The sequence below is a fragment of the Blautia sp. MSK20_18 genome (assembly GCF_020553125.1).
In the GTDB taxonomy this organism is placed as follows: domain Bacteria; phylum Bacillota; class Clostridia; order Lachnospirales; family Lachnospiraceae; genus Blautia_A; species Blautia_A fusiformis.
Genome location: NZ_JAJCGR010000024.1, coordinates 15,132 through 32,129 on the forward strand (window position 1 = coordinate 15,132; position 16,998 = coordinate 32,129).

The 16,998-nt window shown below is 40.0% G+C and carries 12 protein-coding genes and 1 pseudogene; 10 read left to right on the forward strand and 3 right to left on the reverse strand.

The annotated features are described in order from the left end of the window. Positions 1-66: 66 nt before the first annotated feature. The 3 genes and pseudogenes from LI091_RS12865 to LI091_RS12875 form a co-directional block, all read left to right on the forward strand. Positions 67-252: a hypothetical protein gene (locus LI091_RS12865; RefSeq protein WP_173733977.1), complete on the forward strand. Its 186-nt coding sequence runs from the start codon at positions 67-69 to the stop codon at positions 250-252. Positions 253-363: 111 nt separating this feature from the next. Further along, entirely contained in the window at positions 364-1,092 is a 729-nt protein-coding gene (locus LI091_RS12870; protein WP_173733978.1) for a DUF3800 domain-containing protein, read from the forward strand. A 555-nt stretch (positions 1,093-1,647) separates the two neighbouring features. Continuing rightward, a pseudogene (locus LI091_RS12875) lies at positions 1,648-2,043 on the forward strand (RNA-guided endonuclease InsQ/TnpB family protein); the annotation flags it as partial. Positions 2,044-3,045: 1,002 nt separating this feature from the next. Here LI091_RS12875 and LI091_RS12880 read toward each other — a convergent pair. Further along, positions 3,046-4,599: a CAP domain-containing protein gene (locus LI091_RS12880; RefSeq protein ID WP_173733980.1), complete on the reverse strand. Its 1,554-nt coding sequence runs from the start codon at positions 4,597-4,599 to the stop codon at positions 3,046-3,048. Positions 4,600-4,849: 250 nt separating this feature from the next. Here LI091_RS12880 and LI091_RS12885 point away from each other — a divergent pair, with 250 nt between their 5' ends. The 5 genes from LI091_RS12885 to LI091_RS12905 all read left to right on the forward strand — a co-directional run bounded on the left by LI091_RS12885 (position 4,850) and on the right by LI091_RS12905 (position 12,425). Beyond that, positions 4,850-5,116, forward strand: coding sequence for a hypothetical protein (locus tag LI091_RS12885; protein ID WP_173733981.1), 267 nt, complete (start codon positions 4,850-4,852; stop codon positions 5,114-5,116). Positions 5,117-5,890: 774 nt separating this feature from the next. Next, on the forward strand, positions 5,891-7,984 hold the full coding sequence (locus LI091_RS12890) for a DUF2298 domain-containing protein (protein WP_265191222.1): 2,094 nt from the start codon (positions 5,891-5,893) through the stop codon (positions 7,982-7,984). Positions 7,985-8,175: 191 nt separating this feature from the next. Then, a complete protein-coding gene (locus tag LI091_RS12895) occupies positions 8,176-8,406 on the forward strand; it encodes a hypothetical protein (RefSeq protein ID WP_265191223.1) in 231 nt (76 codons plus the stop codon). A 100-nt stretch (positions 8,407-8,506) separates the two neighbouring features. Then, on the forward strand, positions 8,507-10,333 hold the full coding sequence (locus LI091_RS12900) for a leucine-rich repeat domain-containing protein (RefSeq protein ID WP_173733984.1): 1,827 nt from the start codon (positions 8,507-8,509) through the stop codon (positions 10,331-10,333). A 538-nt stretch (positions 10,334-10,871) separates the two neighbouring features. After that, positions 10,872-12,425, forward strand: a complete 1,554-nt coding sequence (locus LI091_RS12905) for a hypothetical protein (protein ID WP_173733985.1) — start codon at positions 10,872-10,874, stop codon at positions 12,423-12,425. Positions 12,426-12,629: 204 nt separating this feature from the next. Here the strand turns inward: LI091_RS12905 and LI091_RS12910 are convergent, their stop codons facing one another. Further along, positions 12,630-13,055 (reverse strand): hypothetical protein, encoded by a 426-nt coding sequence (locus LI091_RS12910; protein ID WP_173733986.1) that lies wholly within the window; start codon positions 13,053-13,055, stop codon positions 12,630-12,632. A gap of 234 nt (positions 13,056-13,289) precedes the next feature. After that, positions 13,290-13,574 (reverse strand): hypothetical protein, encoded by a 285-nt coding sequence (locus tag LI091_RS12915; RefSeq protein ID WP_110103841.1) that lies wholly within the window; start codon positions 13,572-13,574, stop codon positions 13,290-13,292. Between the two features lie 216 nt (positions 13,575-13,790). On the opposite strand from LI091_RS12915, the gene LI091_RS12920 reads away from it, so the two are divergent. Beyond that, a complete protein-coding gene (locus LI091_RS12920; RefSeq protein ID WP_173733987.1) occupies positions 13,791-15,314 on the forward strand; it encodes an AAA family ATPase in 1,524 nt (507 codons plus the stop codon). Positions 15,315-15,451: 137 nt separating this feature from the next. Then, the gene (locus LI091_RS12925; RefSeq protein ID WP_173733988.1) at positions 15,452-16,933 is read left to right on the forward strand and encodes a vWA domain-containing protein; all 1,482 of its coding nucleotides are present in this window, start codon (positions 15,452-15,454) and stop codon (positions 16,931-16,933) included. Positions 16,934-16,998 lie beyond the last annotated feature (65 nt).

A 16,998-nucleotide genomic window follows, 5' to 3' on the forward strand; every position in this document is an offset into this window, starting at 1 on the left:
AAAAGATAAGAAGAGAAGCGCACGGAAACGTGCGCTTCTTGTGTAAGTATGAGTAGGAGATATGATATGAAATTAAAAGTGTATGTGACAAAGATTCATTCGGTAGAGGTATTACGTAATGGAATAATTGGCATATGCTGCGACACAATAGAAGGAACCCCGCTAAAAAATCAAGTATTATTCCTAAATAAGCGTATGTATAAAATGGTGAAAAAACGAAAATATTTTTATTTACCACCTGGTACAGTATAACGATTGTTTCTGGCAGCAACCATTTTAGGAACTATGTTTCTCTAATTATAGACGAAGCTTCGCAAAAAGTGTATAATAAACTAGTATTATACATAAAGATTGGGGAACACTATGGATAAAAAGGACTTAACGGTTTTTATTGACGAATCCGGGAGCATAACTAAGACAGATGTAAGTAGCAACAGATATTTCATCATTGCATTACTATTCACGAGAAATTCCGATAAATTAAAAAAACAATTTCGAAAAGGAATTGCCAAATTAATTAGGAAAAATCAAAAATATAATAAACTTTTACTGAAAAATAGAGAAATAAAAGGAGCAGAACTTTCAGAAAAGAAGAAAAAAGAGATTTATGAAAAAATTGTAAAAACATGTAAAGATGATTTTGAAATTGGCATTATCGTATTAGATAACCATTATACGACAGAAGAATTTATAAAAAATCATGCAAGAACATTTAATTACATTGTGCAGGTCTATTATGATAATTTTTTCAGAAATAAAAGCAAATATAACAATGATACACAAGATATGCATTTAATTATTGATGAACAAAATATCTCGACAGATGCTAAATATACTCTGGATGGGTATTTAAATCAACATTTAAATGTTATGAATCCTGTTTGTAATTCGTTCAGCGTGATGTATTCTGATTCAAAAAACCATAAACTTTTACAGTTGGTTGATTTTATTTCAAATACATTTTATAGAAATATAGAAAAACATGACGAAATAAGCAAACAAACGGTAAAAATATTATTAAATAATGTCTGTGGAAATAGAGTTTTTGATTTTTCTTCAGGACATGACACTCATCTTTTTCTTGATGAATAAAAAATAATAGTTGACATATAATAAGATATATGCTATATTTTTTATACCAAGTAATTCATCTGTACGGTGCACGAGGGTGTAAGGCAGCTGTAGTGTTGTCCACCAAGGTGTTTTGGTAGAAAAGCATTCCAGATATGGAATGTTTTTTCGTTTAAAAATATATGCATACAAAAAATACAAGAGTGCACAATATGTGCACTCTTATTTGTTTTATGATACCGCGAGCTATGCTCGCGTGTACCAAGTATGTAACGGCGAGTTATCATATTGATTCTCTGCACCTAGCCTTACGGCTTCGCTTGACATTTGCTGCGCAAATTGGTACCGAGCCGATACGGCGAGCATTTATTCTGGTAACGAGCCGGTAACGGCGAGTTATCATGCGTGCTCTGGTGCCGAATCCGGCAAGACCGGGGAAGCATCAAAGTCGGCCGCGGTTTTCACGCCCGTTGATAATGACATTTTAGATGGTCCTTTCTTTTGCAACTATACAATAGCATCGCAATTTGTTGTTGTAAAGAAAAGAAACGTTAAAAATAAAAAAGAACAGAAGAGAAGCTCGGTAATCTTCAGGCGCGTTTGGCAAAGAAGCAAAAAGGTAGCAGTAATTACACAAAGCTGCAGGTTAAGATTCAGAAGCTCCACGCTAAGACTAAGAATCAGCGTAATGCTTTCCTGCAGCAGGAAATCACCAGGCTTGTAAGGAAATATGATGTAATTGCCGTTGAAGATATTGACCTACGGGCAATAGGCGGGGCATTAAAGCTTGGCAAGAATCTGCATGATAATGGTTTCGGAATGTTCAGAACTATGCTTACATATAAACTCGAGCAAAAAGGCTCATGCTTTGTTAAAGTTGACCGATGGCTTGCTTCTACTAAAACATGCAGCCATTGCGGACATGTTCAGAAAATCAATCTTGATGAACGTACATATGTTTGTGAAGAATGAGGGTTCACTATTGACAGAGACTGGAATGCTGCAATCAACATCAGAGAAGAAGGAAAACGTATCTTCCTAAACTATTTCAAGACACTAATTGAAGAAAAACAGGCTGCGGCCTGATTACCTATATATCGAACCCAACCGGTGGAACACCGGGGCTTGTCTGTGCAACATTGATAATTCGCCTGCTTTGCAGCAGGGCTTATTACCCGACTTCGAACGTAATTCTACGTTCTTCGTTGGCAGGAAAAAAGATGGTCTTAGACCAGAAACCCCCACTTCCGCGCGAGCAAGTGGTGGGTAGTTCACTTAAAACATATACATATTGTATTATGCTAAACAAAATGCTATAATTATTATAATATGAAGCGAGACAGGGAAGTCAGAAATAGGGGCTACCTTCTTAATTTATATTTTCAAATTATGCAATACTAAAGATGTCGTCAACTATTGGGAGTAGTTGGCGGCTTTTTTTTGTCTGTCTCAACTCCGACTTTGTAAAGAAACTTCACGCAGTCATACAGTAAATACAAGAGCAATACTGTAGCTTTCATTCTAATCGCCTCCTTTGTTCCTTAGATAAAATCTTCAGGAGAAGGCAGCCGCCTACTATTCTGACTTTCTCACATACAATATAGCGCTTTTACACAATGTGTTTGCCTAAAATAGAGGTTGTGATAAATAAACTATATTAAAAAATGAATCGGTGAGAACCCAGGTCCGTAAGGGCTGACAAACGACGACGAAGTCGGAGCCGGAGTACAGAACATGGATAGGGTTTCCGATTCCCCGTACATACCCGAACCGACGAAAAACATGACCGTTCGGGTCTGGCTGCTTGTAATATTCCTTCCCTGACGACAAGCCTGGCCGCAGTTTTCCCTGTCCATCGATAATTTGCTATTGTAAAGGAAAGCAGCGTTTAAAAAAGGACATAAAAAACATAAAAAGATTTCAAAAAAAAGCCTCTCCCAACCGGAAAGGTTGGGAGAGCTTAAATTGTATCGTTTAATTTGAAGAATCGGAAGAATCCGACCAATGGGCCTTTAATGTTTTATTGTCATATATATGGATAACATCGTTTTTGATGGAGTCCAAATCCATTAAACCACTTTCGTCATTATATCTGTCATCAATCTCCGTCCAGCCTATAAAATTGCTGCCTTCTTTTTCCGGGATGTCAATGGTTGACAATTTGACGTCTGCCCTGGCTGGAACACTTATTTCGAATTTCTCTACACCGCCTTTGCTCGGGAATACTCCTCCATTACCATCAACGGTAAGCGTATATTTTTCATCAGGGTTTTTGGCAAATTGCTGAACATAGTAACCTCTGTAGTATCCGACACCAATATGCGTTGCATCTTTATCAATTAACGCAACAAGATGTCCAGAACTATGCTCCCATAAATCCACAGCACGTTTCGCTCCAGACAATGTAGAAGCAATATTCTCAAGTAATATATTCCCAGCCCCTGCTTCATAATAAGCTGTACTGGAATCACTTCCATCTGGTCTTTCATGACTAAACTTCGTATAAATTTCCTTCGCCCTGACTGCTGCACCTCTGTCAAGCGCCTCGTTTTCTACAACCGGTGATGAGCCATGTTTTATTCTTACCTGGTTTGTATACTTGATGACCTCCTGAATCTGCTTTCTTACTTCAGACGGGCTGTCCGGGTCTGGGGTTGGTGTCGCGGTAGGCTTTGGCTTTTGTGTAGGTTTCGGAGTAGCCGTTGGTTTTGGTGTCGCTGTCGGTTTTGGCTTTGCCGTAGGCTTCGGCTTCTGTGTGGGCTTCGGCGTTGCTGTCGGCTCAACTGTAGGGGTTGCAGTAGGCGTTGCAACCGGTCTCTCTGGGATGACAACCCGCAGTCCTGCTTTGTTGTAACTGCCGTAAGTCTTAAACGTCTTATTATATCCCCTTACCATATAGTAGTAAGTCCTTCCGGCTTTAACCGGGTACTTGCGGCTGGACTTGTGAACGTATTTCAGGGTCTTTGAACTGACGTTCGCAATCCTGGTCCACTTTGTGGTGTCAGCGGAGCGGTAATAAACCAGGTAGTTCGTAGCATTGATGGATTTTGTCCAAGTAACAGTAGTCTGCTTATAGTTGTTCGCTTTCACGCGGGTTTTTACAATAGACGGTACGGCCGGAATAGTGACGGTCTTGCCTTTTTTATCGTAAGAACTCCATTTCTTACCGTATTTATTATATGCCCTGACAGTATAGGTATATTTTTTACCACCCTTGAGCAGATGCTTCCTGGAAGATTTGTGAGTGTACTTCAGATTTTTACTGCTGATAGTTGCCAGCGTGGTCCACTTCTTCGTACCGGCCTGTTTGTAATAAATCCGGTAAGAAGTGGCATACTTGGACTTCTTCCAGGTGACCGTTGCGGAATTCTTGGTCGCGGTCACTTTCGTAATCGCCGGTCTTGCGGGCGTTCGCTTGGAGGCCGCCGGGGTGGTGGACTGAAAGACTGCCGGGACAATCAGTGTGATGGCCAGCAGGACGACAAGCAGGCCGTTCCGCAGCCGAGTTTTGTTTGGTTTCTCTATCATAAATATTTTCCCTCCTTGTGTATTTTTTTTGCTTATATATATTTTACAACATATATATATGGTTTGCAAATATTTAAGACAAATGCAATATGCAGGAAAAATGAGCCGCAAAAAATAAGATATTTCATGAATGGTGAAATTTACAGCAATGGAATTCTACTGCCTGGAAAAAGACAAATCGGCAACGTTTTCCTGCATACTGCATAGTATATTGGAAACAAAAAGCAAGATACAAAGAAGGGAGAGAAAAATGGCTACAACAGACAAAAAAGAAGGACTGAAGGCGTCGGGTACCTGTATGGTGGTCCAAAATGAGAAGATTTCAACGAAGAACGGGGAGTCCCCAGCCGATAATATCGTCCGCGGGTCAAATATTTCGATTCTAACTTCGCACGCGGGCCTGAATCCCCGTTCGAAACCAGGTAACGAGTCCAGCTTTGCTGGCGAGTTATCAAAGACGGAGCTGGAACAAATACTGGAGAATCCGTTTATCGAGCACATTGAGTGTCAAAGTTAAAGAAGATGAAAGAGAAGATGAAATGGATAGACTAACTTATTTTTATCAAAAAAATGGGTATAAACAAGAAAACGGGAATGCAAGAATATATATGAAGTTATAAAACGATTATCTGCTTTTTTGAGGTGCAGGTCGCTGGCAAAAAGATTGGATTAGAATCTACCAGTGACCTGGCATGTTATTCGCATGCGTATATAAGATAACATAATCAGAAAAAAATAACAATAGGTGTAGTCATTTAATACAAAAGAAAAATATAAAATACACAAAAAAGGCATTCTCTATAAAAACTAAAGAAAATACCTTTTTTGAAAGTGTTGTGTTCAGATATAAGCTGGCTTGAACGCGTCTTATACCCTAGACCACTTTTTATGATTTTGTCTTTTATATTTGTATATTATATATCAGGCATACGAAATTTGTCAAGTATTTATGTTCTTTTATATTTTGCATATTGCTCCAAAATAAGATTTTCGATACCACTTCCAGCAAATGATGATTCTTCTATAATTATACTTTCCCTCAAAAATCCAAAACCTTATCAATATTTCAGCATATTGTATCCGAAAAAAAACAACTAAAAAAAATACTCAAGAAAGGATAGACAATATGCGGAACAATCTAAACACGCAGACAAGGTCTGTGTCTGCAAATCCACAAAAGAAAAAGAAAAAAATACTTAAAACAAGCATCGGGATAGCAGCGGCGGCTGCGGTGACATTCCTGCTGCTAGGAAAGACTGATGCAGTTATATTCCTGCAGTGGGAATTTTATATGTTGCTGATGATGCTGGCCTCTATGCCGTTGGCGGTGGCGGTGTTTGGAGAGAATAAATGCCTGCTGCCGTTTGGCAAGACTTTCGGAGTTCTGATTCCAGGATTTATGATGTGGGCTGCAGGGGTCTGTTTACACATACCGTTCACAAGAAAAACTGGAATCATTACAATCTGCCTGTATTTCATGCTGTGTATGGCTGTCGGGAAGAAACAGAAGAGATGTTTGGAAGATTGGAAACAGTGCTTTTCCGGATGCTTAAGATATGAAGTGATTTTCTTTGTCGTATTTCTGTTCTGGGCTTACCTTATCGGGTTCAACCCTTCCGGATACGGCACTGAAAAGTTTATGGACTATGGATTCCTGCAAAAGATGCTGACGACATCAAAGCTTCCACCGGACGACATCTGGTATGCCGGGAAGAGTATCAATTATTACTACGGCGGGCAGTATTACGCAGCGTTTATCGCAAAAACGATGCTATGGAAAACAACGAAGGCAGAATATGCTTATAATATGATGCGGGCTTTGATTCCGGCACTGATGTTCACGGGTATTTTCGGAATCGCAGAACAAATGCTGAAAGACAGGTTTGAAAAAATAAGCAGAAAAGAGAGTGCTATTTTTTCTGCGCTGTCAGCGGCAGCGGTAGTGTTTGGAGGAAACGGGCATTATATCGTGTATGGACTGCTGAAGCCTTTTATCTCTATTGGCCTAACGAATACAACTTCTTATACGTGGCATAAAGATATTGATGTGGACAGCACGTCTTATTGGTTCCCGGATGCAACACGCTATATCGGTTATAACCCGGATGTTGACGATAAGACCATTCATGAATTTCCGTGCTATTCATTCGTGCTCGGTGACCTGCATGCGCATATGGTAAATATCATGATTGTCATACTGATTGCGGCTTTACTGTATGCTTTTTTGAAGAAAAATAGCAACGGAAAAAAGAAGTTCTGCCTGCCGCAGTTGTGCATGCTCGGCTTAGCCTGGGGCTTATGCAATTTCTCGAACTATTGGGACTACATCATTTATACAGTTGTGATTATAATTACAATCATCTTTGGAAATCTGCATTCAGGAAAATCTAAAATGCTGAAGCGTATGGTTTCACAATTTGGAATCGTTCTGATTACAGGATATCTGACAGCACTGCCATTTACAATGAATTTTAAAAGTATCTTTAAGGGCGTTGGTGTTGCAGAACATCACTCGGCAGTCCATCAGTTGATAATACTCTGGGGTATCCCGGTTGCGATGGCAGTTCTGTTTATTGCCCTAACAATGTACCGCTGGCTGAAAGCAAAAGACGGGCTGATAAAACGCCTGCAAGCACTCCGGGCTCCAGATGTATTTGCGTTTATCATGTGCTGCTGCGCAATCGGACTTATCGCCATTCCGGAACTGGTATATGTCCGGGATATCTATGAGGGGTCTTATTCGCGGGCAAATACGATGTTCAAACTGACTTATCAGGCGTTTATTTTGCTGAATATGTGTAGTGGATATGTTCTGTATTCACTGTTGCAAACCCGAAAAAAGCCTTTACATATTGCCGCATTCATCCTGCTCGCTTTGCAGATTTTACTGTTCGGGTACTTTTTCAATGCTGCCGGTTCATGGTTTGGGGCGTGGATGAATCCGCTGGAAAGGAACGGGCTGAATGCCCTAAATTATCTGGATAACGAAGAATTTGCGGACGAAAAAGATGCCCTGCTGTGGTTAAAAGATAAGGCAGAAAAAGAAGAAATAAAAGAAGCAATAGCAGAGGCTCCAGGGGACAGCTATACTGCATATGAAAGGACTTCTGTTGTCACTGGAATCTCAACACCTGCCGGTTGGAAAGTTCATGAATGGCTGTGGAGAGACAGCCTGAATGGGATTGAGAAGAGGACAAAAGATATAGATGGATTTTTTGATGGAACAAAAGATGCGGAAAAGATAATAAAAAAATATAACATCAAATACGTGTTCTGCGGATTGCGTGAAGTTGAGAAATACGGAAAGGATGTAAAAGACAGAGTAAGAAAAATGGGAAAAGTGGTTTATGAAAAAAGCGGGGCGATGGTGGTAGAAGTTAACTGACATGCCGCAAGAACTTGGAGCCGGGAGTCAACCTGGCTCCTTTTTGTTGCTTTTTCCTGGAATCTTGTGTAAGATATACAAAAACGGAAGAAGGAAAAGAAAATGAAAAAAGACACATTTGCAATGGTTGCCGGTGGCGTTGTTGCCTTAATGGCTATACTTACTTTTGCGATGGTGGCAGCCATTCGGTAATGCGAAAAAAGGAGCCAAAAGATGGCTCTTTTTTTGTTGCAAAAATCGGCATACTGAAGAAAATACAAAAAGAGAGGAGACATAATCTTATGACAAATTCTATTGGACATGGAAACGAAGTTCCTGCTCCACCGATTCGGAGACGAATTTACAAAACGAAACCAAACATGAGCAAGGCAGAGAAACAACAATTCTATTCACAAAAATCCAAAAAGATGGGACAAAAATAGAGGACATACCCCGGCTGCCTGCGGCAGCCGGTTTTTCTTTTCCATAAAATACAGCATATTAAAAATGTAATAAAACAACACAAAGAAAGGAAGAAAAATAATGGAAAAAATGGTTAGGTCTTATGACGATAAAAGATGCTGGCGGTATACAGGTAACGGTATGTCATACTTATCTCTGTATGTATTTAGCAACATCGGGTATCTTTCAATCAGTGATATCGATATTGAACCAGGTGTTAAGGAAGCTCGGTTTATCTGTCCGGATGGCGAAACCGCAGTGGTGTTTTTTCTGGAAAAATGTATGAAGCAGTTTCCGGATATAGAGAAAATCTATATTGGTTCTGGCGTAAAATCGCTTCATTTCTCAAATTTTATGTTCCCGAATGTAAAATATGTAGAGTCAGACAACAAATCATTTCTTTCAGGACAAATGCTGGTTTCAAGAGGCGGCTCTCTGTACAATGTGTTCTGCAGAAAACCGGAAGATGTGATTGACCTGAATAAAGTTATATTTATTGAAGATAAAGCGTTCGCTGGCTGTATGTCAACAAATATCATTAACACAGACAATGTAAGTCTTGTTGACAGCATGGCTTTTGATGGCTCGGCTGTCAGCATGCTTGACTTCAAAAACGGTGTCGTTATGGTTGGCAATAATATAATCGTTGATGTCAGCGAAGATGCAGACGAAATCGTTTTGCCACGTGATTGCGTAGTAAGCCATGCTATAGAAAAACGGCATTTGAAAAAAGCGGTAATAAAAGATATGAAAATGCTCTCTGCCCTTCAGCTTAACGCTGACACTATCGTCATTGATGACGACAATGAACGCGTCAGGAAATCCCTGGCGAAATATGGACTAACTTATGCTAAGACAATAGAGCTGACAGAGAAGACACGGTCTCTTGGTTATATTGATGTTGATGGCATTGTATATTCAGCTGACAGAAAGACTCTTCTTGTATGTCCGGGAAGAAGAACGAAGCCTGTAAACATACCGGAAGGGACAGAAGTAATTTCAGCATTTGCGTTTGCGGACTCAATAATTGAATCTGTATCCATGCCTGACTCATTAAAACGAATAGAGCAGCATGCCTTTAATGGCTGCAAATGCCTAATACATGTTGATATTGGAAAAGGGCTTACTAACCTTGGCGAGCCATTCAGTTCAGGAGCTATGTTTAACGGATGCCGAAGCTTACAGTATATAGACATCCCGGAAAATATTAAATATATCTCTTCAAACTGTTTCAGTAACTCAGGCCTTACTTCCGTGACTTTGCATGAAGGCCTTGAAACGATTGACAGCGGTGCGTTTAACTGCCCGATTCAAAATGTGGAAATCCCGAAATCTGTTAAAAATATAGACCTGTGGAATTTCCCTATGCTTGATGAGGCTAATATTAAAACACACAGTCTGCCGGCTATCACAAGCATTGTCAAGTCAAACTGCAAGAAATGGAACTGCAGAAGCAATATGGCTGACTTGAAAATCAATATTGACTGTATAGCTTATCCGGTTTTTGTTCCAGCAAAGCTTACAAGCGCCGGATTGAGAAGATTAAACAGCCTACTTAATAAAGCACTGTTTAGGGATACCGATTCTGACGACGTAAACCAGACGACATTCCTCAGTATTACATCTGACCCGAGGATAAAGCAACGGCTTGCATTGAAAATGTATGACGCCGTAGAATGCAATGAAATCAAAACCTATCTTCGCCGGGCGGGAAAAAGTATTGCTGAATGGATGATTCTTGATAAGGATGAAGAGGCTTTAATTCAGTTCCTGAAAAAAGATATCATAACAGCCAATACTATTGACAAATTAATACCACAGATGGATGCTGCTGAAATGATTAACGCCAAGGCATATGCCCTGGAGTACATAAGAAAGAGCACAAAAGAAAAAAGTTTCCGTATTTGAAAAAGCGCCGCAAGGCGCTTTTTTGTTGCCGTCAAAAAATCCGACAAAAATTTGCGTACACCGGAAAATCTGGTATACTTTATATAAGAAATGAGGAAGAGAAATCTTTCCGATGCATAAGACGGATTCGCCGCCGAAAAATTCCTTTCTTTGTTTAAATGCCGCTGTTATATGCAGCGGCATTTGTGTTTTCTTGGATAAAAAATTCGGCATATTGTAAATAACAACATTTGGCGGCGAGCCGGAAACGGCAGACTGCCTGGTACACATATAATGGTACACATACAATAAGAAAGGAATGGTGCAATATGCCAAAAATTACAATTTAAGCCAAGAATGCTTGTGACTTCAGTCATGAGATGAATTGGCGTTAAATGAATAACGATATAAATAAAAACATCGTATACGACTTTTATATCTTCGCATATTTTATGCGAAGATATTTTTCTGTTTCTATAAAGTTTTCCCGCAAAAAACGACACGTTTTAAAATTTTTCGGCATATTAGATATGTAAGAAATAGAAAGGAGGTATGACGCATGCATACTTTAAGACTTAAACTGGAAATGGATAAAAACACAGCACATATCATGGAAAAGCGTTTTCGTATCCTGGCACATATCAGTAATCAGATAAGAAAACATGCGAAGAAGCTGTTATCAAGATTAGAAAACGACAAACAGTATCAGCAGGCTTTGGATGGATATATACGACTTAAAAAATTAGAGTCTGATGATAAGCAGGTCATGGCTGATATGAAGCGGCTTTCGAAGTTTATGAATGAAACACGTAAAAGCATCGGATTGACAAAAAACGAGCTTGAGAAGTATGCAAGCGTAATGCAGCGTAGATATAAGAAAAATATTTCATCACACCAGGTACAGGCAGAAGTAGCTCATATAATGAAAGGGGTGGATGCGGTATTATTCGGCAATGGAAAAGATGTCCATTATAAGAAAGAATCTGATTTTCATACGATTCCGGGAAAGAGCCTAAGCGGCGTCGCAATTCGTTTTGACCAGAATAACGAAAAGCGCCAGATTGATTGTTATACCAAATGGAATGGTCTCAAAATCCCGGTAAAATATGATATTTCAAAACCAGATATGCCTGATGAGAAAAATTATATAAATGAATCTTTATCTATCGGAGTTATCAAATACTGTGAGATTGAAAGGCTGTGGTTTAAAAGTGGATGGCATTATTATGTAAAACTGTATATGACGGAGAATGCACCTAAGAAAATAACACCTGGAAAATCAACAATGGGTATTGATGAAGGACCTTCTACAATGGCTGCTGTATCAGAATCTTCTGTCTTTCTTGAAGAATTATCTCCAAAATGCAAGGACTACAACAAACAGATTGCATCCTTGCAGCGTAAGATTGATAAATCCACAAGGGTGACAAATACTGACAGATTTAATGAAGATGGAACAGCGAAGAAGAACACAAAAAGCCTTCCACCGTGGAAGTTCTCGAAGACCTGCCAAAGAAGTAAAGCAAGAGTAAGAGAATTATATCGCAGGAAGGCAGAATACACAAAATGTCAGCATGAGACCTTATTAAACAATATGATAAAAGATTCATCCATATTTATCAACGAACCGATGGATTTTAAGGCCCTTGCGAAGAAAGCCCACGAAACAAAGCGCCGGGATAAAGCCTCTGTGATAAAGAATACTGACGGAACCGAAAAGACCGTATATAAATATAAACAGAAGAAACGTTTTGGCAAGTCAATCACAGACCGAAGTCCAAGTTTCCTTATTGCAAGACTAAAACAGAAATGTGAACAGTACGGCATGATATATCTGGAAACGGATAAGTGGAAATATAAGGCAAGCCAGTATAACCATGTTCTTGATGACTATATAAAAACAGCACTCTCAGAAAGGTTTAAGAATATCGGAGCCATAACCGTCCAGAGAGATTTATACAGCGCATTTCTCCAGTCCTGTATGGATACCGTGGAAAAGCCTGACAGAAAGAAATGTATACAACTATTTGATAACTTTGTAAAAATGCAGAATGACCTAATAACGGAAATGAAAGCATCCGGAAAATCATATCCGGCATGCTTTGGATTCTAGGAAACGCATAAGGTTTCCGGTAAGAACCGGAATCGTCTGATTTTTACCGGAAATCTTATGCTGAAATAACAGCAGCCACAGATTTCCCAGTAACTTGTAAACCAGCACAGGAGGCAGAAATCACTCCTTCGGTTGTTAGTAAGGGAGCCTGAACCTTCGGATTCTTGTCATCTCTGAAAGCTGAGCCCGTAAAATGGAAGAGAGTCATGCAAAACCGTGAACCAGGCCATGCCTGAAAGATTGGCCGTCTGTTTCACGGGGATATACCTGCAGGGGTTCGCCTGCTGCAGTGAAGCCCGAGTCCTCTTCAAGTGCCTGCTTGCAGGTGCGGGAATCCCGCGACTTTAGTCGTGTGGAGGTTTCAAGTGCAGCAACATACACTGCCAATACAACAAACTCAAAAAATGCAGAAAAAATAACGTAAAAAACAATAGGATACAAAAAAACAAAAAATAAAAGCCTCGGTAAAGTTCCGGGGTTTTTATTTAAGAGAAAATTCTCTTTTTCGATGGCTGCTATAAAATTAAAATAATTACATTCAATATAGGTTCTAACTAGATGAATCCAGAGTTGAATATCTGCCCGCAATGGTCGCGGTAATCCATAAAAGCTCTCCTCCCTTGTATACAAAACAACAGTTCCTTAAATTAAATTATTAGAATTATTATTATGTTTTATTTCTGGCTAGATGAACCCAGAAGGAAAGTCTACGGTATTTAATCTCATCGCTACAACAAACTCCTTTCTTTTTTATTTTTAAGACAATAATAATATGCCGAAAAAATATAAGAATAAAAAAAGAATTTGCAAAAATACAAAAAAAAGAGCCGGCCACTTTCGTGGTCGGCAAATTTGCGGGAAATCTTACAGCAGCCCGGTGGCTACAACACTGATTCCCCAAAGGAGAAACAGTACAGCGCCAGCTTTGACAAGTCCGAAGTGAAAATCACTTTCATAGTCACAGAAGTCATCTGCATCATCATCGTCAATGATGGTATGAGCCAGAAGCTGGTGTGTTAAATCTGTCCGGCGGTCAAGTTCGTTGACCTGCCAAGCAATCTCAGATACAATCGCATGCATAATGCGGCGTCCGCGTCTTACGATGGCAACCTGATTTCTTTTTGCTCTTACGATTTCGTTTTTTCTCATAATTCTTTTCTCCTTTTCTTTCCGTTCCTTTTCGTTACTTTGTGACAGATTCAATATGCCGAAAGGGAGACGAAATAAAAAAGAAACGGCAAGACCGTTTTGGCGAAAAAAGGCAGCAAAAAAATATTTTTTTCTTTGTTTTTTATGCACGTATTTTTTAAGCATATTAATTGTGTATCTAGAAAATAGAAAAGACAAAGAAAAGGAGATTTAAAAATGAACATTAAAGAAGCAAAAATGGAAGTCGAGAAAACAGTTAAGGTTTATCTTGAGAAAGATGAGAATGGTGAGTACCGTGTACCACTTGTTCGCCAGAGACCTTTGTTCCTGGTCGGTGCACCTGGAATCGGTAAAACAGCCATCATGGAACAGGTGGCAGAAGACCTTGACCTTGCTCTGGTCAGCTACTCTATGACTCATCATACAAGACAGTCTGCTATCGGCCTTCCATATCTGAAGGAAGTTGAATATGGTGGAAAGAAATTCACCAAGTCCGAATATACAATGTCTGAAATCATCGCATCTGTATATGATGTGATGGAGAAGACTGGCAGAAAAGAAGGCATCCTATTCCTGGATGAGATTAACTGTGTATCCGAAACACTGGCTCCGGCTATGCTGCAGTTCCTGCAGTATAAAGTATTTGGCAATCAGCAGGTTCCGGAAGGATGGGTTGTCGTTACCGCTGGTAACCCGCCACAGTTCAACAAATCCGTTAAAGAATTTGATGTGGCTACCCAGGACCGTCTGAAGATGGTTCCGATTGACGCGGACTTCGGATGCTGGAAAGAGTATGCGTATAACGCAGGTATCCACCCGGCTATCATGGCATTCCTGGCTAACAATGAAAAGTGGTTCTACAGCATCAAAACGACTGTTGATGGACAGCAGTACATTACAGCACGTGGCTGGGAAGATTTATCATCCCAGATTCAGGCATATGAAAGAATGGGATTCCCTGTAAGCCAGGACCTCATCATGGAGTATATTACGGACAAAGAATGTGCCCGTAAATTTGCAGTTTATTACGACTTATTTAAAAAGTACCGTGTAGATTATGCAATCTCCGATATCCTGAAGGGTAACATTTCTTCCGGTGCCATCCAGAAAGCACAGAATGCACCATTTGATGAACGACTGTCTATCATCTCCATGTTAATGGAAGCAATCGGTGGATTAGCGAAATCCGTTGTTATTGATGGTGAAGCATTCGAACAGGTTGTCAAGAACCTGCGTGTAGTAAAGAAAAAACTTGCAGGTAGCGATAGCGTCTATGAGATGCTTGCAAACGACATCGCAGATGTAAAGGATGAGATGGAGAAGGACAAACAGGCAAATGCACTGTCCTCTGAAAAGAAATCCATCATGCGCAGAAAAATCAATCTCTATGAGTCTTATAAAAATAAGATTGAAGAAGAGAAGCTGGTTTCTGCTGGAAACAAAGAGCAGTTCGCTATGCTGAAGGCGACTTTCGACAAAGATATCAAGAAATACAAGGCTTCTGCAGCGAAGACGACTGCAGCGATGGAGAACGCTTTCAAATATATGGAAGGCGCGTTTGGTGATGAGCAGGAGATGACATTGTTTGTTGCGGAGTTAACAATCAATAAAAACATCGCAAACTTCATTACGAAACACGGCAGTGAGTCCTACTTTAAGCATAACAAGAGTCTGCTCATCTACAACGAGGATGACAAACTCAACAATGAGATTGACACTATGCTTGAAGAAGCAGTCTGAAGAAGCAGTCTAATGTTCTCTCAAAACACACAAAGAACCCCGGGGATTATTCCCTGGGTTCTTTTTTTGTGCTGTTAAAAATCAAGCATATTAAAAAAGAAGCAAAATCAAACAAAAAGAAAGGAAGTAAAAAAATTATGGATTTAAAAATCAACAAAGCAAAAACAACTGTAGCACCAGGACAGAATCTTACAAATTTTGAGGCAATTGCGAATAAGTGCCTGAAACAGATTAAAAACAAACTGTACTTTCAGTACAAAGCGTTAAGCCCGGTAATTTACCGTATGCCAATCCAGTTTACAGAACCTGGAGCGGGGGCCTTTGGCACTGATGCTATAAGGATATATGCGGACCCAATGGACGTCATCCTGAGATATAAAAAGTCACAGGATGAACTGAGCAGGGCGTATCTGCACATGCTGTTCCATTGTATCTATCTTCATCCATTCCAGCCGGTAAAAAACATTGACACCGGTGTTTGGAATATCGCTATGGATATCTGCAGTGAGGCCGCTGTCCAGAGACTGAATCCGAAACAGATTGCTGGTGACAATGACCGAAGTCGTATCATCAACGATATCAAGAGCCGGATTAAGATGTTTATCCCGGCTCTGGTATACAAAGAACTGATGGATAACTCTATGAATTATGATTTTGAAGAGTTAATCTCTCTGTTCCATATGGATGACCATTACTGGCTGGAAGACCAAAACCCGAATAATCAAAACGGTGACGGCGACGGCGATGGCGACGGCGACAGCGATGGAAACGGTAACGGTGATGGCAACGGTAACGGCAATGGGGATAATGATGGACCAGAAGGCGGCGACAGTTCCCAGCACACGGACCGTGAGATTCAGCAGAAACAGCAGGAATGGCAGGATGCTGCAAGACAGGTTGCTTCAGACATGCAGAATTTCCACCACCAGGGAAAAGATGCCGGAGATATCGCAGCAGAAATTGACTTCCTGACCCAGGATAAGATGGACTATGAAGAATTTCTCCGTACATTCTCTGTTATGGAGGAGAAAATGATGGTCAATCAGGATGAGTTTGACAATATGTACTATATGTACGGACTGAATGGATTACCAAGCGTTGATGGAAAAAAGGTGGTAGACAAAAAAGTGCTGCTGATTGAGCCTTTGGAGTACAAGGAAGACAAAGTCATTAAAGACTTTGTTATCGCCATTGATACATCTGGTTCATGTGCAGGAGAACTTGTTAAGAAATTCCTTAACAAGACTTACAGCATTTTAAAAGAGACTGAGAGCTTTGCTTCCCGTGTAAACATTCACATCATCCAGTGTGATGCGGCTATCCAGAATGAGACCAAAATCACGAACATGAAAGAAATGGAACAATTCATGCAGAACATGAAACTGTATGGCTTCGGCGGAACAGACTTCAGACCTGTATTTGAGTACGTTGATACCCTTATCAAAAACAAAGAGTTTGACAACCTTTGTGGACTCATCTACTTTACTGATGGATATGGAACATATCCGACAAAGCCAACACCATACAAAACGGCATTTGCTTTCCTGCAGGATTATAACAACCGTGACGATGTTCCGTCATGGGCTATGTCTGTATTCTGGGATGAAGACCAGGAATAAATCTATAAAGAGAAATTTATGCAGAGCACAGGAAACTGTGCTCTGTTTTTTCTTTTTCGTTTTGG

Coding starts and splice junctions, on each gene's coding strand:
- LI091_RS12885 (WP_173733981.1), top strand. CDS start 4,850: ATGGCTACAACAGACAAAAAAGAAGGACTGAAGGCGTCGGGTACCTGT.
- LI091_RS12915 (WP_110103841.1), bottom strand. CDS start 13,574: ATGAGAAAAAACGAAATCGTAAGAGCAAAAAGAAATCAGGTTGCCATC.
- LI091_RS12870 (WP_173733978.1), top strand. CDS start 364: ATGGATAAAAAGGACTTAACGGTTTTTATTGACGAATCCGGGAGCATA.
- LI091_RS12880 (WP_173733980.1), bottom strand. CDS start 4,599: ATGATAGAGAAACCAAACAAAACTCGGCTGCGGAACGGCCTGCTTGTC.
- LI091_RS12900 (WP_173733984.1), top strand. CDS start 8,507: ATGGAAAAAATGGTTAGGTCTTATGACGATAAAAGATGCTGGCGGTAT.
- LI091_RS12925 (WP_173733988.1), top strand. CDS start 15,452: ATGGATTTAAAAATCAACAAAGCAAAAACAACTGTAGCACCAGGACAG.
- LI091_RS12920 (WP_173733987.1), top strand. CDS start 13,791: ATGAACATTAAAGAAGCAAAAATGGAAGTCGAGAAAACAGTTAAGGTT.
- LI091_RS12865 (WP_173733977.1), top strand. CDS start 67: ATGAAATTAAAAGTGTATGTGACAAAGATTCATTCGGTAGAGGTATTA.
- LI091_RS12895 (WP_265191223.1), top strand. CDS start 8,176: ATGCGAAAAAAGGAGCCAAAAGATGGCTCTTTTTTTGTTGCAAAAATC.
- LI091_RS12905 (WP_173733985.1), top strand. CDS start 10,872: ATGCATACTTTAAGACTTAAACTGGAAATGGATAAAAACACAGCACAT.
- LI091_RS12890 (WP_265191222.1), top strand. CDS start 5,891: ATGTTGCTGATGATGCTGGCCTCTATGCCGTTGGCGGTGGCGGTGTTT.